This is a genomic window from Actinoplanes sp. NPDC051513 (genome assembly GCF_044454685.1).
Classification (GTDB): Bacteria; Actinomycetota; Actinomycetes; order Mycobacteriales; family Micromonosporaceae; genus Actinoplanes.
Window position 1 is genome coordinate 143,789 of the sequence record NZ_JBITDW010000017.1, and the last position, 16,904, is coordinate 160,692.

General features: G+C 69.1%; 14 protein-coding genes. 4 read left to right on the plus strand and 10 right to left on the minus strand.

The window, feature by feature from the left end; translation table 11 throughout:
- Position 1 precedes the first annotated feature (1 nt).
- From ACIA5D_RS37220 to ACIA5D_RS37240, 5 genes are all read right to left on the minus strand, one after another.
- Positions 2-1,252: a spermidine/putrescine ABC transporter substrate-binding protein gene (locus ACIA5D_RS37220; protein WP_396035161.1), complete on the minus strand. Its 1,251-nt coding sequence runs from the start codon at positions 1,250-1,252 to the stop codon at positions 2-4.
- A complete protein-coding gene (locus tag ACIA5D_RS37225) occupies positions 1,252-2,412 on the minus strand; it encodes an ABC transporter ATP-binding protein (protein WP_396035162.1) in 1,161 nt (386 codons plus the stop codon). The genes ACIA5D_RS37220 and ACIA5D_RS37225 overlap by 1 nt, the downstream gene beginning before the upstream one ends.
- 34 nt (positions 2,413-2,446) lie before the next feature.
- Positions 2,447-3,871 carry a gamma-aminobutyraldehyde dehydrogenase gene (locus tag ACIA5D_RS37230; protein WP_396035163.1) on the minus strand — a complete coding sequence of 475 codons (1,425 nt, stop codon included), beginning with the start codon at positions 3,869-3,871 and terminating at the stop codon, positions 2,447-2,449.
- Between the two features lie 156 nt (positions 3,872-4,027).
- On the minus strand, positions 4,028-5,365 hold the full coding sequence (locus tag ACIA5D_RS37235) for an aspartate aminotransferase family protein (protein WP_396035164.1): 1,338 nt from the start codon (positions 5,363-5,365) through the stop codon (positions 4,028-4,030).
- Positions 5,366-5,378: 13 nt separating this feature from the next.
- Positions 5,379-6,866 (minus strand): CoA-acylating methylmalonate-semialdehyde dehydrogenase, encoded by a 1,488-nt coding sequence (locus ACIA5D_RS37240; RefSeq protein WP_396035165.1) that lies wholly within the window; start codon positions 6,864-6,866, stop codon positions 5,379-5,381.
- Positions 6,867-6,924: 58 nt separating this feature from the next.
- Between ACIA5D_RS37240 and ACIA5D_RS37245 the strand changes: the two genes are divergently transcribed.
- The 3 genes from ACIA5D_RS37245 (at position 6,925) to ACIA5D_RS37255 (ending at position 10,983) form a co-directional block, all read left to right on the plus strand.
- Entirely contained in the window at positions 6,925-8,253 is a 1,329-nt protein-coding gene (locus ACIA5D_RS37245) for a GntR family transcriptional regulator (protein WP_396035166.1), read from the plus strand.
- A gap of 98 nt (positions 8,254-8,351) precedes the next feature.
- Positions 8,352-8,936 carry a Uma2 family endonuclease gene (locus ACIA5D_RS37250; RefSeq protein ID WP_396035167.1) on the plus strand — a complete coding sequence of 195 codons (585 nt, stop codon included), beginning with the start codon at positions 8,352-8,354 and terminating at the stop codon, positions 8,934-8,936.
- 76 nt (positions 8,937-9,012) lie between these two features.
- Positions 9,013-10,983 carry a putative bifunctional diguanylate cyclase/phosphodiesterase gene (locus tag ACIA5D_RS37255; protein ID WP_396035168.1) on the plus strand — a complete coding sequence of 657 codons (1,971 nt, stop codon included), beginning with the start codon at positions 9,013-9,015 and terminating at the stop codon, positions 10,981-10,983.
- Positions 10,984-11,424: 441 nt separating this feature from the next.
- Here ACIA5D_RS37255 and ACIA5D_RS37260 read toward each other — a convergent pair whose 3' ends face one another.
- Together ACIA5D_RS37260 and ACIA5D_RS37265 are read right to left on the minus strand one after the other, a co-directional pair.
- On the minus strand, positions 11,425-12,006 hold the full coding sequence (locus ACIA5D_RS37260; protein WP_396035169.1) for a hypothetical protein: 582 nt from the start codon (positions 12,004-12,006) through the stop codon (positions 11,425-11,427).
- 5 nt (positions 12,007-12,011) lie between these two features.
- Positions 12,012-12,335: a nuclear transport factor 2 family protein gene (locus tag ACIA5D_RS37265; protein ID WP_396035170.1), complete on the minus strand. Its 324-nt coding sequence runs from the start codon at positions 12,333-12,335 to the stop codon at positions 12,012-12,014.
- A 163-nt stretch (positions 12,336-12,498) separates the two neighbouring features.
- On the opposite strand from ACIA5D_RS37265, the gene ACIA5D_RS37270 reads away from it, so the two are divergent.
- Positions 12,499-13,536 carry a LacI family DNA-binding transcriptional regulator gene (locus ACIA5D_RS37270; RefSeq protein WP_396035171.1) on the plus strand — a complete coding sequence of 346 codons (1,038 nt, stop codon included), beginning with the start codon at positions 12,499-12,501 and terminating at the stop codon, positions 13,534-13,536.
- On the opposite strand, the gene ACIA5D_RS37275 is transcribed toward ACIA5D_RS37270, so the two are convergent.
- The 3 genes from ACIA5D_RS37275 to ACIA5D_RS37285 form a co-directional block, all read right to left on the minus strand.
- The gene (locus tag ACIA5D_RS37275; protein WP_396035172.1) at positions 13,501-14,400 is read right to left on the minus strand and encodes a carbohydrate ABC transporter permease; all 900 of its coding nucleotides are present in this window, start codon (positions 14,398-14,400) and stop codon (positions 13,501-13,503) included. The genes ACIA5D_RS37270 and ACIA5D_RS37275 overlap by 36 nt on opposite strands.
- A 1-nt stretch (position 14,401) precedes the next feature.
- Positions 14,402-15,244, minus strand: a complete 843-nt coding sequence (locus tag ACIA5D_RS37280; RefSeq protein ID WP_396035173.1) for a carbohydrate ABC transporter permease — start codon at positions 15,242-15,244, stop codon at positions 14,402-14,404.
- A 77-nt stretch (positions 15,245-15,321) separates the two neighbouring features.
- Positions 15,322-16,662: an extracellular solute-binding protein gene (locus tag ACIA5D_RS37285; protein WP_396035174.1), complete on the minus strand. Its 1,341-nt coding sequence runs from the start codon at positions 16,660-16,662 to the stop codon at positions 15,322-15,324.
- Positions 16,663-16,904: the final 242 nt, after the last annotated feature.

Below are 16,904 nucleotides of genomic sequence, written 5' to 3' on the forward strand. Positions count from 1 at the left end.
GTCAGCCCAGGGTGATCGGCTCGAAGGTCTTCTGGAATGCCTGCTGGTCGGCCACCGAGTCGAAGGACACGTAGTAGTGCAGCTTCGAGTACTCGGCCTCGGACGGGAAGACCAGCTTGGAGTCGGCGACGTCGAGCAGCGCCTGCTTGTCGTCGCCGCTCTTCTTGGCCGCGTCGGCCTTGATCTGCGCCTGCGCGCCCGGAACGGGGCAGACGTAGTTGATGTACTCGGCCAGCGAGGCGGCCATGTCCGTCCGGTAGAAGAAGTCGATCAGCGTGATCGCGTCGACCGGGGCCTTGGCGGTGATCGGGATCGTGAAGTTGTCGGTCCAGATCGTGCCGCCCTCCTCCGGGATGATGAACTTGAAGTTCGTGCCGTCGGAGATGTTCTTCTGGAAGATGTCGCCGGACCAGGCCTGGGTGATCCAGACCTCGCCCTTGCCGAGCGCGTCGACGTAGCTCTGGTCGTAGTACTTGCGGACGATGCCCGCGTCCTTCTGCTTCTTGAGCTCGTCGGCCGCCGTCTGCCAGTCGCCGGGCGTCGACTTGTCGGGGTTGATGCCGGCCTTGAGCAGGCCGAAGTTGGCCAGTTCCTGGGTGTCGGAGAACATGCCGACCTTGCCCTTGAACGCCGGGTCCCACAGGTCGGCGAGCTTGGTGATCGGGCGCTTGGTCTTCGTCTCGTCGTACGCGATGCCGGTCATGCCCGACGCCCACGGCACGCTGTACACGTTGCCCGGGTCGAATGCTTCCTTCGTGTACGAGGCAGCCGCGTTCTTCTTGAAGTTCGGCAGCTTGGAGTGGTCGAGCGGAGCCAGGAAGCCCGAGTCGCGGAACTGCGCGAACTGCACGCTGTTGGTGATGACCATCAGGTCGAAGCCGATCGACTGGCCGGCCGACAGCTGCGGCTGCACCTTGGCGAACCAGGGACCCATCTCCTGGATGACTTCCTGGTAGTTCACCGAGATGCCGGTCTCCTTGGTGAACGCCTTCAGCTCGGGCTTCTGCGGGTCCATGTACAGCGGCCAGTTCGCGAAGTCGATGTGGCCGGTCTTGGCCTTGCCGGTCCAGAACTTCTCGACCGCGTCGGGCGCCGCGCTCGCGCCGGGCTTGGCCTTGCCTTGCACGCCGCAGGCCGCGAGGGCCGCGCCGAGGGCGGAGAGACCGGAGATCCGGAGTGCGTCCCGCCGGCCGAGCCGGCGCTGGGTCATGCCGCGAATCAGGGCAGTGTCGGGGGTGTTCGAGGCAGACATCAGACTCCGATCATGTATGAATGCTGGGGGGCCCAGGTCAGGTAGACACGATCGCCGCGATCCGCAAGATCATCGGCGCTCGAAGCATTTTGATCGAAGACAGTAAAGTCGGCGCCCGCGGCGGTCGCCACCGTGTAGTTCGTCGAGGTTCCGTGATAAACAACCTCGTTCACAATCCCGGACAGAACGCTTCCACCGGTTGACGTCACCGGCGGAAGTGTGCGGTGCAGGTCGACCTTCTCGGGCCGCACGGACACCTCGATCTTGTCGCCGGCTCGCACCGCGCTGCCGCACGGCACCACCACCCGGTCCTGCGTGGTGTAGCTGAGCAGCGCCAGCCCGTTCTCGGCCCGGTCGACGTGTCCCTCGACGATGTTCGAGGTGCCGATGAAGCCGGCCACGAACCGGCTCGCCGGCCGCTCGTAGATCTCGCGCGGCGTGCCGAGCTGCTCGATCACGCCGGCGTTCATCACCGCGATCCGGTCGGACATGGTCAGCGCCTCGCCCTGGTCGTGCGTGACGTAGACGAAGGTGATGCCGACCTCGCGCTGGATGCGCTTGAGCTCGACCTGCATCTGCTGGCGCAGCTTGAGGTCGAGCGCGCCGAGCGGCTCGTCGAGCAGCAGCGCCCGCGGCCGGTTGACCAGGGCGCGGGCCAGCGCCACCCGCTGCTGCTGGCCGCCGGACATCTCCCGGGACGCCCGCTTCTCCATGCCGGTCAGCGACACGATCTCGAGGATCTCGCCGACCCGGCGCTTGATCTCGTCCTTGGCGACCTTCTTGCGCTCGAGCCCGAACGCCACGTTCTGGAACGTGTTGAGGTGCGGGAACAGCGCGTACGACTGGAAGACCATGTTGATGTCGCGCTTGTTGGGCGCGACCCCGGTGACGTCCTTGCCGTCGAGGAAGACCTTGCCGGCGGTCGGCTCCTCGAAGCCGGCGATCATCCGCATCGTGGTGGTCTTGCCGCAGCCCGAGGGGCCGAGCAGCGAGAAGAACTCCCCTTGGGCGATCGCCAGGTCCGTGCGCTTGACGGCCGGGACGGTCTCGCCGTGCGACAGGTAGTTCTTGTGGACACCGGCGAACCGGATAGCCGGCTGCCCGTTCGACGCCGGGCCGGGTGGCGGGGCGGTGACGGCGCTGTGCTGGGGGGTGGTCATGTTGTTCCTCTTCGCGCGGTGGGGACGGGGCAGGTCAGCCCAGGTGGCTCATCACGTGCTTGATCCGGGTGTACTCCTCGAACCCGTACATCGAAAGGTCCTTGCCGTAGCCGGAGTGGCCGTAACCGCCGTGCGGCATCTCGGAGACGAACGGCAGGTGCGTATTGATCCAGACGGCGCCGAAGTCGAGCCGGCGGGAGACGCGCATGGCGCGGCCGTGGTTCTGGGTCCAGACGCTGGCACTCAAGCCGTAGCGCACATCGTTGGCGAAGCGGACCGCGTCGGCCTCGCCGTCGAAGGTCTGCACGGTGATGACCGGGCCGAACACCTCGTCCTGGATCATCTCGTCGCGCTGGGCGAGGCCGGCGACGACGGTCGGCTCGAGGAAGTAGCCACGATCGCCGATCCGCTTGCCGCCGGCGACGATGTCGGCGTGATCGGGGGCCCGGTCGAGGAAACCCTGCACCCGCGCCAGCTGGCCGGCGTTGTTGACCGGGCCGAGGTAGGCCTCGGTGTCGCCGGGCGGACCGGCCTTGGTGTTGCGGGCGGCCGCCGCGAGCAGCTCGGTGAACTCCTTCGCGACCCGGCTGTGCACCAGCACCCGCGTCGCGGCGGTGCAGTCCTGCCCGGCGTTGAAGAAGCCCGCGCCGGCGATCGCCTCGGCGGTCGACTCGAGGTCGACGTCGTCGAAGACGATCACCGGCGCCTTGCCACCGAGCTCCAGGTGAGCCCGCTTCAGGTCGGCCGCCGCCGCCACGGCGACCTCCATGCCGGCCCTAGTGGAGCCGGTGATCGAGACGAGCTGCGGCGCCGGGTGGGCGACAACGGCACGGCCGGTGTCGCGGTCGCCGCAGACCACGTTGAGCACGCCGGGCGGGAGGAACTCGGCGGCTATCTCGGCGAGCAGCAGCGTGCTCACCGGTGTCGTGTCGGAGGGCTTGAGCACGACGCTGTTGCCCGCCGCGATGGCCGGCGCGAACTTCCAGACGGCCATGACCATCGGGTAGTTCCACGGGGTGATCTGGGCGCACACCCCGATCGGCTCGCGCCGCACGTAGGAGGTGTGGTCGCGCAAGTACTCCCCCGCGGACTTGCCCTCGAGGACGCGCGCCGCGCCCGCGAAGAAGCGCAGCTCGTCGACCATCGGGCCGATCTCTTCCCGGCGGGTGGCCTCGACCGGCTTGCCGGTGTTGCGGCACTCGGCCTCGATGAGCTCGCCGGCCCGGGCCTCGACCGCGTCGGCGATGCGCAGCAGCGCGCGCTGCCGCTCGGCCGGAGTGGCGTCCCGCCAGGTCTCGAAGGCGGACCCGGCGGCCGCCATCGCCCGGTCGACGTCGGCTGCGGAGGAGACGGGCGCGAGGGCGTACGCCTCCCCGGTGCTCGGATCGACGACCTCCGAGGTCACCCCGTCCACGGTGCCGGCGTAATCGCCACCGACAAAGTTCCGCAGCTCGTTCACTGAATAGACCCCCAGCTGAGGCCTGTGACAGCCCCCACACGACGACGCAAGGGACCTTGTCACACGCAGGTGTTCTGAACAAGGGAATCCGAGGAATTTTCCAAACTTGAAACGGAATCAGGCGTAGACCGCCCCTCGCAGCTACGCAATCCCGCGTCAGCCCGCGTAATACTTGTCGGCAACCTCGAGCGCCTCGTCGAGGATCGACAGTCCTTCGCGGACCTCCTCGGCGCTCACCGTGCAGGGCGGCACGACGTGCACCCGGTTGAAGTGGGTGAAGGGCCAGAGACCACGCTCCTTGCAGGCCGCGGCCACCTCGTTCATCGGCCCCGCGGCCGCGCCGGAGGCGTTGAAGGGCACCAGCGGCTCCCGGGTCTCCCGGTCGCGCACCAGCTCGATCGCCCAGAAGACGCCCAGGCCACGCACCTCGCCCACGCTCGGGTGCTTCTCCTGGAGCAGGTCGAGACCGGGCCCGATCACGTCGTCGCCGATCGCCCGCGCGTGCTCGATGATCCCCTCCTCCTTGAAGATCTCGATCGAGGCGACGGCCGAGGCGCAGGCGAGCGGGTGGCCCGAGTAGGTAAGGCCGCCCGGGAACGGCCGCTTGTCAAAGGACGAAGCGATCTCGTCGGAGATGATCACGCCACCCAGAGGCAGATAGCCGGAGTTGACGCCCTTCGCGAAGGTGATGAGATCCGGGGTGACGCCCCGGCGGTCGACCGCGAACCACTCGCCGCACCGGCCGAAGCCCGCCATCACCTCGTCGGCGATGAAGACGATGCCGAACTCGTCGCAGATCGCGCGCACGCCGGCCAGGTAGCCGGGCGGCGGCACCAGGATGCCGTTGGTGCCCACCACGGTCTCGATCAGGATCGCCGCGATCGTCGCCGCGCCCTCGAAGACGATCGTGTCCCGCAGGTGCCGCAGGGCGCGCCCGGTCTCCTCGTCGGCGCTCGTCGAGAAGAACGGCGATCGATAGGGGTACGGGCCCCAGAAATGCACCATGCCCACGGCAGTCGGCTCGTTCGCCCACCGGCGCGGGTCCCCGGTCGCGGTGATCGCCGTGGAGGTCGAGCCGTGATAGCTGCGGTAGGCCGAGAGCACCTTGTGCCGGCCGGTGTGCCCGCGGGCCAGCCGGACCGCGTTCTCGGTGGCCTCGGCGCCGCCGTTGGTGAAGAAGACCTTGTTGAGGCTGCCCGGAGCGAGCTCGGCGATCAGGCGGGCGGCCTCGCCGCGCTTGTCGTTGGCGAAGGCCGGCTGGATCGTGCAGAGCTTGGCCGCCTGCTCCTGGATCGCCGCGACCAGCCTCGGGTGCTGGTGCCCGATGTTGACGTTGACCAGTTGCGACGAGAAGTCCAGATATTTCGTGTTTTCGTAGTCCCAGAAGTAGCTTCCGGAGGCCCCCGCGATCGGCAGCGGGTTGATCAGCCCCTGAGCCGACCAGCTGTGGAAGACATGGGCGCGGTCGTCAGCCCGTACGACGGCTTCGGTCATTTTTTGTCCTGGTCTATCGGGTCTGCGGGAAGCCGAGGTCCACGCTGGACGTGCCCGGGTCGGGCCAGCGGGAGGTGACGACCTTGGTGCGCGTGAAGAAGTGGATGCCATCGGGGCCGTACATATGGGTGTCGCCGAACAGCGACGCCTTCCACCCGCCGAACGAGTAGTAGGCCACCGGCACCGGGATCGGCACGTTCACCCCGACCATGCCCGCGTTCACATCGAACTGGAACTGCCGTGCCGCGCCGCCGTCACGCGTGAAGATCGCGGTACCGTTCCCGTACTCGTTCTCATTGATCAAATTCACGGCTTCCGCGTACGTGTGCGCGCGCACCACGCAGAGCACCGGCCCGAAGATCTCGTCGGTGTAGACCGCCATCTCGGGCGTGACGTTGTCGAGCAGCGTGACCCCGAGGAAGTAGCCGTCCTCCGGCACCTCCGTCTCGCGCCCGTCGGCCACCACGGTCGCGCCGTTCTTCGCGCCGGCCTCGATGTAGCCGGTCACCTTGTCCCGGTGCGCCGCGCTGATCAGCGGGCCCATCTGCGCTTCCGCATCCGTGCCGGCGCCGATCTTGAGTTTGGGCAGCCGGGCCGCGATCGCCTCGACGAGCGGGTCGGCCACGTCGCCGACGGCCACGACCACCGAGACGGCCATGCAGCGCTCGCCGGCGCTTCCGTAGGCCGCGCTCACGGCCGCGTCCGCCGCCGCGTCGAGCTCGGCGTCCGGCAGCACCACCATGTGGTTCTTCGCGCCGCCGAGGGCCTGCACCCGCTTGCCGTTGGCGGTGCCGGTCTCGTAGATGTGCTTGGCCACCGGGGTCGAGCCCACGAAGCTGACTGCCGCGACGTCCGGGTGGGTGAGCAGCGCGTCGACCGCCTCGACGTCGCCGTTCACGACCGAGAACACGCCGTCCGGCAGACCCGCCTCCCGCCACAGCCGGGCCAGGAAGAGCGCCGCCGACGGGTCCTTCTCGCTGGGCTTGAGCACGAACGCGTTGCCGGCCGCGATCGCCGTGGTGCACATCCACAGCGGCACCATGGCCGGGAAGTTGAACGGCGTGATGCCGGCGACCACCCCGAGCGGCTGGCGGATCGAGTACACGTCGACGCCGGTCGACGCCTGCTCGCTGTACGAGCCCTTCATCAGGTGCGGGATGCCGGTCGCGAACTCCGCGTTCTCCAGCCCGCGGGCCACCTCGCCGGCCGCGTCGGACAGCACCTTGCCGTGCTCGCTCGTGATCACCGCGGCCAGCTCCCCGGCCCGGTCGGCGAGCAGCTCCCGGAACTTGAACAGCACCGCCGAGCGGCGCGACAGCGACGCCTCCCGCCAGGCCCGGGCGGCCTCCTTCGCGACCGCGACGGCCGCCGCCACCTCCTCGGCGGACGCGAGGTCGACCTCGGCGGTCTGCTCGCCGGTCGCGGGGTTGAAGACGGGCCCGGTGCGGCCCGACGTGCCGGCGCACTCGGCGCCACCGATCCAGTGCGCGATACGAATCATGGCCCGAGATTACGTAACAGCTATGGACGGAACAATGCTCGAATCGTACTGTCACAAAATGCTGGACGCGGTGCGTGACCTGCTCACCAAGCCGACCGCCCGCGGTCTGGCCGAAGCGGTAGGCCGAGCCGTGGGCGACGGCACCCTCTCGCCCGGCGCGAAGCTCCCGCCCGTGCGCGCCGTAGCCCGTGACCTGCAGATGTCCCCGACGACGGTCAGCGCAGCCTGGCAGCTCCTGCGCCGCGCCGGCACCATCCAGACCGACGGTCGTCGCGGCACGGTCGTCGCCTCCTCCCGGACGACCGGCCCCGGCCGCTACCGCGCCGCCCTGCGCGGAAGATCCGGCTTCACCCTCGACCTGTCCACCGGCGTCCCCGACCCGGCGCTGCTGCCCGCGCTGCCGTCGCCGGCCGGCCTCTCCCCCGCACCCAGCAGCTACCTCGACGAGCCCGTCCTCCCCGGGCTGGCCTCGCATCTGCGTCAGACCTGGCCCTTCCCGCCCGACCGCCTGGCGATCTTCGACGGCGCGATGGACGCCATCGACCAGATTTCCACGGCCCTGTTACGCCTGGGTGACCGCGCGATCGTGGAAAACCCCTGCTTCCCGCCGCTGCTCGACCTCCTGGAGGCCCTGGGCGTCGAGGCGGTCGGCGTCGGCACCGACGAGTCGGGCATGCTCCCCGGCGCGCTGGCGGCCGCGATGGCGGCCCGCCCCGCCGTCGTCTTCCTCCAGCCGCGGGCGCTCAACCCCACGGGCGCGTCGTGGTCAACCGCGCGGGCCGCCGCGCTCGCCGAGGTGCTGGCGCTGCACCCCCACGTGTACGCGGTGGAGGACGACTCCGCCGGGGATGTCGCCTCCAGCCCGCTCCGGTCGCTCGGCGCCCACCTGCCGCGGCAGACGGTCCACGTCCGCAGCTTCTCCAAGTCGCACGGCCCCGACCTGCGCCTGGCCGCCGCCGGCGGACCCGCCACGGTCCTCGACCCGGTCCTCGAGCGCCGCCTGCTCGGCCAGGGCTGGACCAGCCGCCTCCTGCAGCGGTTGCTCCTTGCCCTGCTGACCTCCCCCGACTCGATCGCCGCGGTCCGCCACGCCCGCGCGCAGTACGCGGCCCGCCGCCACCTGGTCGTCGACGCCCTCGGCGCCCGCGGCGTGCGCCTGCCGGCCGGCGACGGCCTGAACATCTGGCTCCCGGTCGCCGATGAGCAGGCGGCCCTGATCACCCTGGCCGGCAACGGGATCGCGGCCGCGGCCGGCACCGCCTTCACCACCGCGCCCGGCCCGCCGCACCTGCGCGTCACCGTCGGCCTGATCGCCACCGGCCACGCCGAGGTGGCGGCCCGGCTGGCGGAGGCCGCGCGAGCCCCGGCCCTGGGCGTCCCCCGCTGAAGGGGCTCGCCATGGCGGGTTGACACACAGCAAGTGGTCAGGGAACAATTGCTCCCCAGTCCAGGTGGCACCAGACAACTAGTCAAGGGGCGGACGGCATGACCGTGTGGAACACTCTGCTCATGAGCGACCCGATGCTCGACCGTCCGAAGCACCTGACGGAATCCGAGTATCTCGCCCTGGGCGAGAACAACTACCGGCAAGAGCTCTTCGACGGGGAACTCAGGGTGAGCAACGCCAACAACGCCCACACCGAAATCAGCATCATCTTGAGATCCGCGCTGGTGCCGGCCGCCCGCAGGGCCGGCCTCACGGTGCGGCTGACGCCCAACCTCCGGCTCAGCCCGAGCCGCTATCTCATTCCCGACGTCGCGGTGGGCACATTCGGCCGTACCTCCTCGATGAACTCGGCTGCCGACGCCGTGCTCGTCGCCGAGATCACCTCACCGAGCACCGCTTCCATCGACCGGCGCGAGAAGAAGAAGTACTACGCCGAGGCGGGCGTCGGCTGGTACCTGCTCGTCGAACCGGATTTCGCCGGCTACGAGTCGGTGACGCTGCTCCTGCTCCGCCTCGAGGCCGGCGAGTATGCCGAGCACGCCGTCGCGAAGCCCGGGGAAGTCCTCGTCTCCGCTCTTCCGTTCCCCATGGCGCTGAGCACCGACGATCTCGTCGGCTTCTGACGAATCCCGCCCTCGGCGGCGAGATCCCGCGGCCTCTCGTGCCCCGCGGTTCCGGTGAGAGGCGTACCGTGCCCGTGTGCCGCTTCCCAGGCTCGCGGGCAGCGACCGTCCAACGTGGCGGTTGTTCCTCACCTACGCCGCCGCCAGCCTGCTGCCGGTGCTGCTCCTGGGCCTGGTGCTGTCGTACGCTCTCGCCGCCGAGGCGCGCACCCGCGGCCTGGCCGAGGGGCGCGCCCAGGCATCGCTGATCGCCCGCACCGCGGTCGAGCCTCTGCTCGACGGCCGCCCGCTGACCCCGATCATGCCGGCCGCCGAGCTGACGTCGCTGCGCCGGCTGTCCGACCGCGTGATCGGCTCCGGCGACGTGGTGCGCATGCGCCTGCGTGATCTGTCGGGCCGGGTGGTCTTCTCCGACGACGGCTCCGGCGCCGGCGCCACCGGGGGCCAGATCGAGGACGAGGTGCTCGACGCCGCCCGCGGTGCGACGGTCGCCCACCTGACCCGCCTCAACACCGACGCCAACGACGAGGGCCCGGCCGGCGAGCGGGTGGTCGAGATCTACCTCCCCCTGAGCACCGGGGGCCCCGCGGTGGGCGTACTCGAGATCTATTTGCCCTATGCCCCCATCGCGCGCGAGGTCAGCGCCGGCCTGAACACGATCTACACGGTCCTCGGGGTCGGTCTGGCCGCGCTGTGGGCGATCCTCGCGCTGGTGTCCGCCTCGACCATGCGGCGGATGGCCTGGCTGTCCGAGCGCGACGCGCTGACCGGCCTGCCCAACCGCACCCTCTTCCAGCGGCGGGTGGCGTCCGCGATCGAGGACGCGAAGCGGCACGGGCGCTCGGCCGCGGTGGTGGTGGCCGATGTGGACCGCTTCAAGGATGTCAACGACACGCTCGGGCACCATGTCGGCGACGCGCTGCTCCGCGAGCTCGGCGCCCGGCTGGCCGGCGCGGTCCGCTCCGGCGACACCGTGGCCCGGCTGGGCGGCGACGAGTTCGGCCTCGTGCTGACCAACGCCGGCGACGCGGAGATCCCCGAACGGCTCGGCCGGCTCCGCGACGCCCTCGAGGCCGAGGTCACGGTCGGCGCGCTGCCCATCTCGGCCGAGACGAGCTTCGGGTACGCGGTGGCGCCCGCCGACGGGCAGGACGTCGACGCCCTGCTGCGCCGCGCCGACGTCGCCATGTACCAGGCCAAGGGCAGCCGCACCGGGATGGCCCGCTACGACGCCCGCCACGACACCTTCGACGTGGGCAAGCTCGCCCTGGTCGGCGAGCTGCGCCGGGCCATCGAGTCGGGCGAGCTGGAGCTGCACTACCAGCCCAAGGCCGAGCTGCGAACCGGACGCCTGTGCGCCGTCGAGGCCCTGGTCCGCTGGCGCCACCCGCGCCGCGGCATGGTCCAGCCGGACGCGTTCCTCCCCGCCGCCGAGCAGACCGGCCTGATCGAGCCCCTGACCCGCTGGGTGCTGGCGGCCGCGTTGGCCCAGATCACCGTGTGGGCCGACGCCTTCGACGACCTGACCATGGCCGTCAACATCTCGGCCCGCAACCTGGCCCGCCCCGACTTCGCCGACGCCGTGCTGGCCGCCCTCGCCGACGCCGGCATCGCCCCCGACCGTCTCACCCTCGAGATCACCGAGACCGCCCTGCTGGCCGACCCCGAGGTGGCCGCCGAGGTGCTGGCCCGGGTCTCGGCCACCGGCGTACGCGTGAGCATCGACGACTTCGGCCAGGGCCAGACGTCGCTGGGTTATCTCTCGCGGCTCCCCCTGCACGAGCTGAAGATCGACCGGTCCTTCGTCACCGACCTGGCGGACAACCTGGCCCACGCCGCGATCGTCCGCTCGGTGGTCGACCTGGGCCACAACCTCGGCCTGCAGGTGGTCGCCGAGGGCGTCGAGACCCAGGAGACCGTGGCTTTGCTGACCGCGACGGGCTGCGACATCGCCCAGGGCTTCCTGCTGGCCCGCCCGATGCCGGCCGACGACCTGGCCGACTGGGTGGCCACCCACCGCACCGGCGTCCTCACCGCCGACCGCTGAAGATATCCCGGTCGCCGGTCTGTGGACGGCAGCGGGATTTTGTCATACCCGGCTGCTCTACTCGGCCCCACCCAGGTGCCGGGGCGGGGGAGGTCTGTGGGCCGCCGGGTGATCCAAAAATCTTGCCGTGATCAATGGCCGAGCGGGGCACGCCATGGCCGGGGGCCGTGGGTGGATGCGGTGGGTGCGGCCCGTCGCGCTGAGCCCTCGAGGATCCATGATGTGGCGGTTGGGGTCAGTCTGTGGGACGCACTCCCACTGGCTGACGGGGTGTCCCGGTCCGTGGGCGGATCGCCCACGGTGCGGGAAAGACCCGGTGGGACCGACGGAAATATCCACTTATATCGACCCCTACCCCAACAGGCGTCGAGGCCCGCTGGTCCGGGCCGGCGCCCACGTGCTGCCCCTTCCACGTGTCGCTGCCGACCAGGAATGGCGAACTCATCGATTCCAGGGAGTTGGCCTCTCCCGGAATGGCGCCCAGGCGCCGGCGGCCACGACGGCCGGAACCGCGACGTTGAGCAGGAGCACCGGAATCTCCTCGCCCACGCCGTAGCCGGCCACGACGACACCGATCAGCAGGTTGACCATCATCAGCGCCACCCACAGCGGCAGGAACACCGCCGCCGTGAAGCGAAGGGCCGTCGCCCGGGTCGCGCCGGGCAGGAGCAGCCCGCCCAGCAAGGCGAGCGCCAGCCACAGGGCGATGCCGGCGATGAGGATGAGCGGCGTGCGGGCCGACGCGATCGGGGCGCCGCCGGTGAGCCACCAGACCACCAGCGCCAGCACCGCGGGCACGCCGAAGACCGGCAGCAGGACCGTCGCTTCCTCGCGCGGGCGGTAGCCGGCCGAGTAGACGCCGATCGCGGCGTTCGCCACCGACAGGGTCAGCCACAACGGCAGGAACACCGCGGCCGCCACCGCGCCCACCTGGTCGAACGGCGGCTGGGCGAACAGGGCGGTCAGAAGGTACACGGCGGCGTAGAGCAGGGCGCCGCAGAGCAGCAGGCGTGGGAGGCGCACCGGCGTCAGGCCCGGATCGTCATGCGGGTGAGGTGGCCACCCTCGACATGGAAGGTGAAGTGGGAGAGGCCGTTGAAGCCGTCGCCGCCCACCTGAGCGGTCACCACGACGTTCACGTCCTCGATCTCCACCTGCACGACCGCCAGATTGACCTTGACACCGATGAACTCCTGGTCGGACCATCCTCTGATCTCGTCATGGCCGACGAACTCGCGACCCCAGTCGTCGACGACGCCGTCCGGCGGGAAACAGCCCAGGAAAGCGTCGGTGTCGTTCGCGTTGGCGGCGTCGATCGCCGCGCGGACCGGGGCCGGCAGGTCGGTCGTCATCGCAGAGTCCTCCGTGGATATCGGTGGCGGTCGGGACCGGGAAACATCATTCTCGCGAGCTTGAAGACTGTCTAAGGCCGGTTGTGTCGCGGATGTGCAATACTTCCGGCACCGCGGTCGAAACTTTCAGTCGGAGGCCCCCGCGGGAGGCGAGGAGACCACCATGGCCGTGGTTGGACGAAGAGTGACGATCGCGACCATCGCGGAAGCGGCGGGAGTGTCCGTTCCCACGGTGTCACGGGTGCTCAACGGGCGTACGGACGTGTCGCCCGAGACCCGGGACCGTATCGAGCACCTTTTACGCGAGCACGACTACCGTCCCCGTAACTCTCGGCAGCCGCTGCGAGCGGGATTGATAGATCTCGTTTTCGGAGATCTGGACAGCCCGTGGGCGGTCGAGCTGATCCGCGGCGTCGAGGAGGTCACCCACGCGGCCGGTGTCGGCACCGTGGTGTCGGCCATCCATCGGCGCACCGCCTCGACCCGCCAGTGGCTGCAGAACCTGCGTGCCCGCCAGTCGGACGGCGTGATCCTGGTGATCTCGGACGGCGCCGGCCCGATCAGCACCGAGCTGCACCGGCTCAACGTGCCGATGGTGATAATCGACCCGGCCGGCGGCGTCGCCGCGGACGTGCCGACGATCGGCGCGACCAACTGGTCGGGCGGCCGCAGCGCCACCGAGCACCTGATCTCGCTGGGCCACACCCGCATCGGGCTGGTCGAGGGCCCCAAGGCGCTGCTCTGCTCCCGTGCCCGCCTCGACGGGTACCGCGCCGCCCTGGAGGAAGCCGGCCTCCGGGTCGACCGCGGCCTGATCGAGCCGGGCGACTTCCGGCACGAGTCGGGCTTCCAGGCCGGGCTGCGGCTGCTCGACCACGAGGACCCGCCCACCGCGATCTTCGCCTCGAGCGACCAGATGGCGCTGGGGCTGTACGAGGCGGCACGCCTGCGCGGCATCCGGATCCCCGACGACCTGAGCGTGGTCGGCTTCGACGACCTGCCCGAGGCCCGCTGGTCGGCGCCGCCGCTGACCACCGTGCGTCAGCCCCTGGCGGACATGGGCGGGCTCGCCGCACGGACAGTCTTGCGACTGTCGCGCGGCGAGCCCATTGAGACCCCCCGGTTGGAGCTGGCGACAGAGCTCGTGATCCGGGAGAGCACGGCCCTACTTGCCGAAGCCGGCCGTAAGACCGCTCAGTAGCTGGCGGCGCCCGATCGCGTACAGCAGGACGATCGGGATGGTGGTGAGCGTGACCGACGCCGCGATGGCCGGGACGTTCACGCCGAACTGACCCTGGAAGCTGACCAGCGCGTACGGGATGGTGCGCTGGTCGGGGCTCTGGGTCAGCACCAGCGGCAGCAGGAACCCGTTCCAGATGCCCAGCGCGTTGTAGATGGTCACGGTGACCAGCGCGGGGCGGGTGAGCGGGAACGCGAGCCGCCACAGGGTGCCCCACTCGGTGGCGCCGTCCATCCGCATCGATTCGAACAGCTCACGCGGCACGTCCCGGATGAAGTTGCTCAGCACGAGGACGGACAGCGGGATGGCGAACGCGATCGAGGGCAGCACGATGGCGAGCAGGGTGTCGTACAGCTGCAGCTTGATGATGATCAGATAGACCGGGATGATCACCGCTTGCAGCGGGATCGCCAGACCCAGCAGGAACAGCGTGTTCATCGACCGCAACCAGCGGTTGCCGATGCCGCGGATGATCGCGTACGCCGCCATGAACGAGATGAGCACGGCGGGGACCACGGCCCCGACGGTGACGATGACGCTGTTCGTGAAGTATCGGACGATATCGTTGTCGATGACTTCTTTGTAGTTGTCGAAGGTCGGGTCGGACGGCGGGGCGAACGTGTTGGTGATGAAGTAGTTCGCCTGGGTCTTGAAGCTGGTGATGACGATCCAGTAGATCGGGACCATCACGATGAACAGCCAGACCCAGCCGAGGCCGCCGCCGAACCAGTTCATCTTCCGCAGCTTGTAACCCGTCCGGCGGTTGCGTCGTGGCTGCTCGTGATGCGCCGGCGCCGTGCCACTGACATTGACAGTGGTCGTCATGTCAGACCCCTTCCTGCATGCTCTCGTCACCGCGGCCGCCGAGGCGTCGCAGCAGCTGGGCCAGGACCAAACCCAACAGGACCAGGATCACGGCGATACACGACGCGGGGCCCATCAGGTTGGCCATGAAGCCCTTCTGGTACATCTCCAGCGCGAGAGCCCGGGTGGAGTCGCCGGGACCGCCACCGGTGAGCACGTAGATCAGGTCGAAGAACGTCAGCGAGCCCACGACCATCAGCGTCGAGGACGTGATGATCGTGTACTTGATCTGCGGCAGCGTGATCGAGAAGAACTGCCTGATCCGGCCGGCCCCGTCGATCATCGACGCCTCGTACATCGACGTCGGGATCTGCCGGACCGCACCTTGATAGATCAAGGAGTGGAACGGGATGTACTGCCACGACACCACGAAGATCAGCACACCCATGGCGAGCTGCGGGTCACCGAGCCAATCCTGCTTGAGCCACTCGACCCCGAAACCGGCGCCGAGCCCGAAGTTCGGGTCGAGCAGCGCCTTGAACGTGATCGAGATGGCCGCCGAGGACAGCAGCAACGGAATGAAGTACAGCACCGCCAGGAGACCGCGGTACTTCTTGAACGCCGCCAGGAAGACGCCGATCAGAATGCTGATCGGCGTCTGCACCAGCCACGACAAGATCATGATCTCGAACGTCACCCAGATGGCGTGCGGCAGCCCGGGATCGGACAGCGCCGCCCGCCAGCTGGTCAGGCCGGACGGGTGGATGTCGCCGATCCCGTCCCAGGTGGTAAAGCTGAGCGCGAGCACTCCGACGAGCGGGATGACCCCGAACGCGATGAACATCAACAGCGCGGGCAGGGCCATCCACGTAACAGAACCGCTCCCCCCGCCGGCCGCGGTTTTTGGCTCCTTCACGCGTACGGCGGGTGGAGCGAGGGCCGTCATTTCCCGATGACCCCGTTCATGTTGTCGACCCACTGCTGCGGGGTGACCTGGAGCTGGAACAGCTTGGCGATGTTGTCGAGCAGCGTCTCCGCCGCGGTCGGGCTGAGCGCCTGGTCCCACGACTGCGCGAAGGTCTTGGCGCCGGAGGCGATCGCCGACATGTCCTTGAGGAACTGCGCGTCGTCGCCGGTGTACAGGCTGTCCGCGTTCTTCAGAACCGGGACGCCGCCCGACTTGACCCAGCCGGCCTTCTCGTCGTCGTCGACCAGGGTGGTGGAGAAGAACTTCTTCGCCACGTCCTGCTCGGCCGCCGACGCCTTCGAGGAGATCGAGAGGTACTGGCCCGGGTTACCGACCGTGTTGGTCGGGTCGCCCTTGCCGCCCTCGATCGGCGGGAAGTTCATCCAGCCCAGTCCGCCGGACTTGACGAAGTCGCCGCCGTCGGCCTTCTGGATGCCGAACGACCAGGAGCCGTGCACCATCATCGCGGCCTTGCCCGTGTACAGCAGGGCCTGGTCGGCGTTGGAGTCGGCGGTGATCGACGAGAAGCCCTTGATGAAGGCGTTGCCCTTCACCAGGTCTTGCACCTTGGTCAGCATGTCCAGCACGGCCGGGTCGGACCAGGAGCCCGCCTTGCCCGCGAACACGTTGTTGAACACGTCCGAGCCGGCGTTGCGGTCGAGCATGAACTCGAGCCACATCATGTTCGTCCACCGGGACTGGCCGGCGAGCGAGAACGGCGCGATGCCCTTGGCGTTGAACTTCGGGATCAGGTTGAGGATGTCGCCGTAGGTCTTCGGCGGCTCGACGCCGACCTTCTCGAAGACCTTCTTGTTGTAGAACAGCACGATCGGCTGCACGGTCTCGACCGGCAGCGCGTAGACCTTGCCGTTCACCGTGGCCGCGCCGAACGACGACGGCAGGATCTTGTCCTTGACCGCGGCGTTCTGGCCGAGCCAATCGGTCAGGTCGACGACCTGGCCGGCGTCGACGTACGACTTGAGGCCGCCACCGCCCCAGCCCCAGATCATGGTCGGGGCCTGGCCGGCGCCGATCGCCGTCTTGATCTTCTGCTTGTAGGCGTCGTTCTGGAAGAACGTCGGGGTGATCTTGGTACCCGAGTTCGCCTTGTTGAAGCGGTCGATCGCCGCCTGGCGGATCGGCTCGCCTGGCTCGCCCGACAGCGACCAGTAGCTGGTGCCACTGGTGCCGCCGCCGCCGCTGCTGCCGCCCTTGTCGGACGGACCCGAGCTGCCACATGCCGCTAGGGCCGCAGCACCGGCGGCCCCCGCGGCTAGTCCCAGAAAGTTCCGCCGGGAGAAGTTGCTATTGGTCACGCTGATCTCCGTACTCGAGTGCCGCGTCCTGCCGCGGCGAGTGGATCGTCGTGGGGATGGGTAGTAGCCGCTGTCACAAAGCCTGCAACTTTCGTGAAGCGACCGCAAGTTAACGCGAGGTTTCGTTAACGTAGGGTTTCAGCTTGATCATGTCAAGGGTCTTGCTCTGGTCGCGCTCCCAGCGCGAGAGTGGACCCGGGCGTGACCCCCTCGGTCAAGCCGTGTCCTACCGATAATTCATG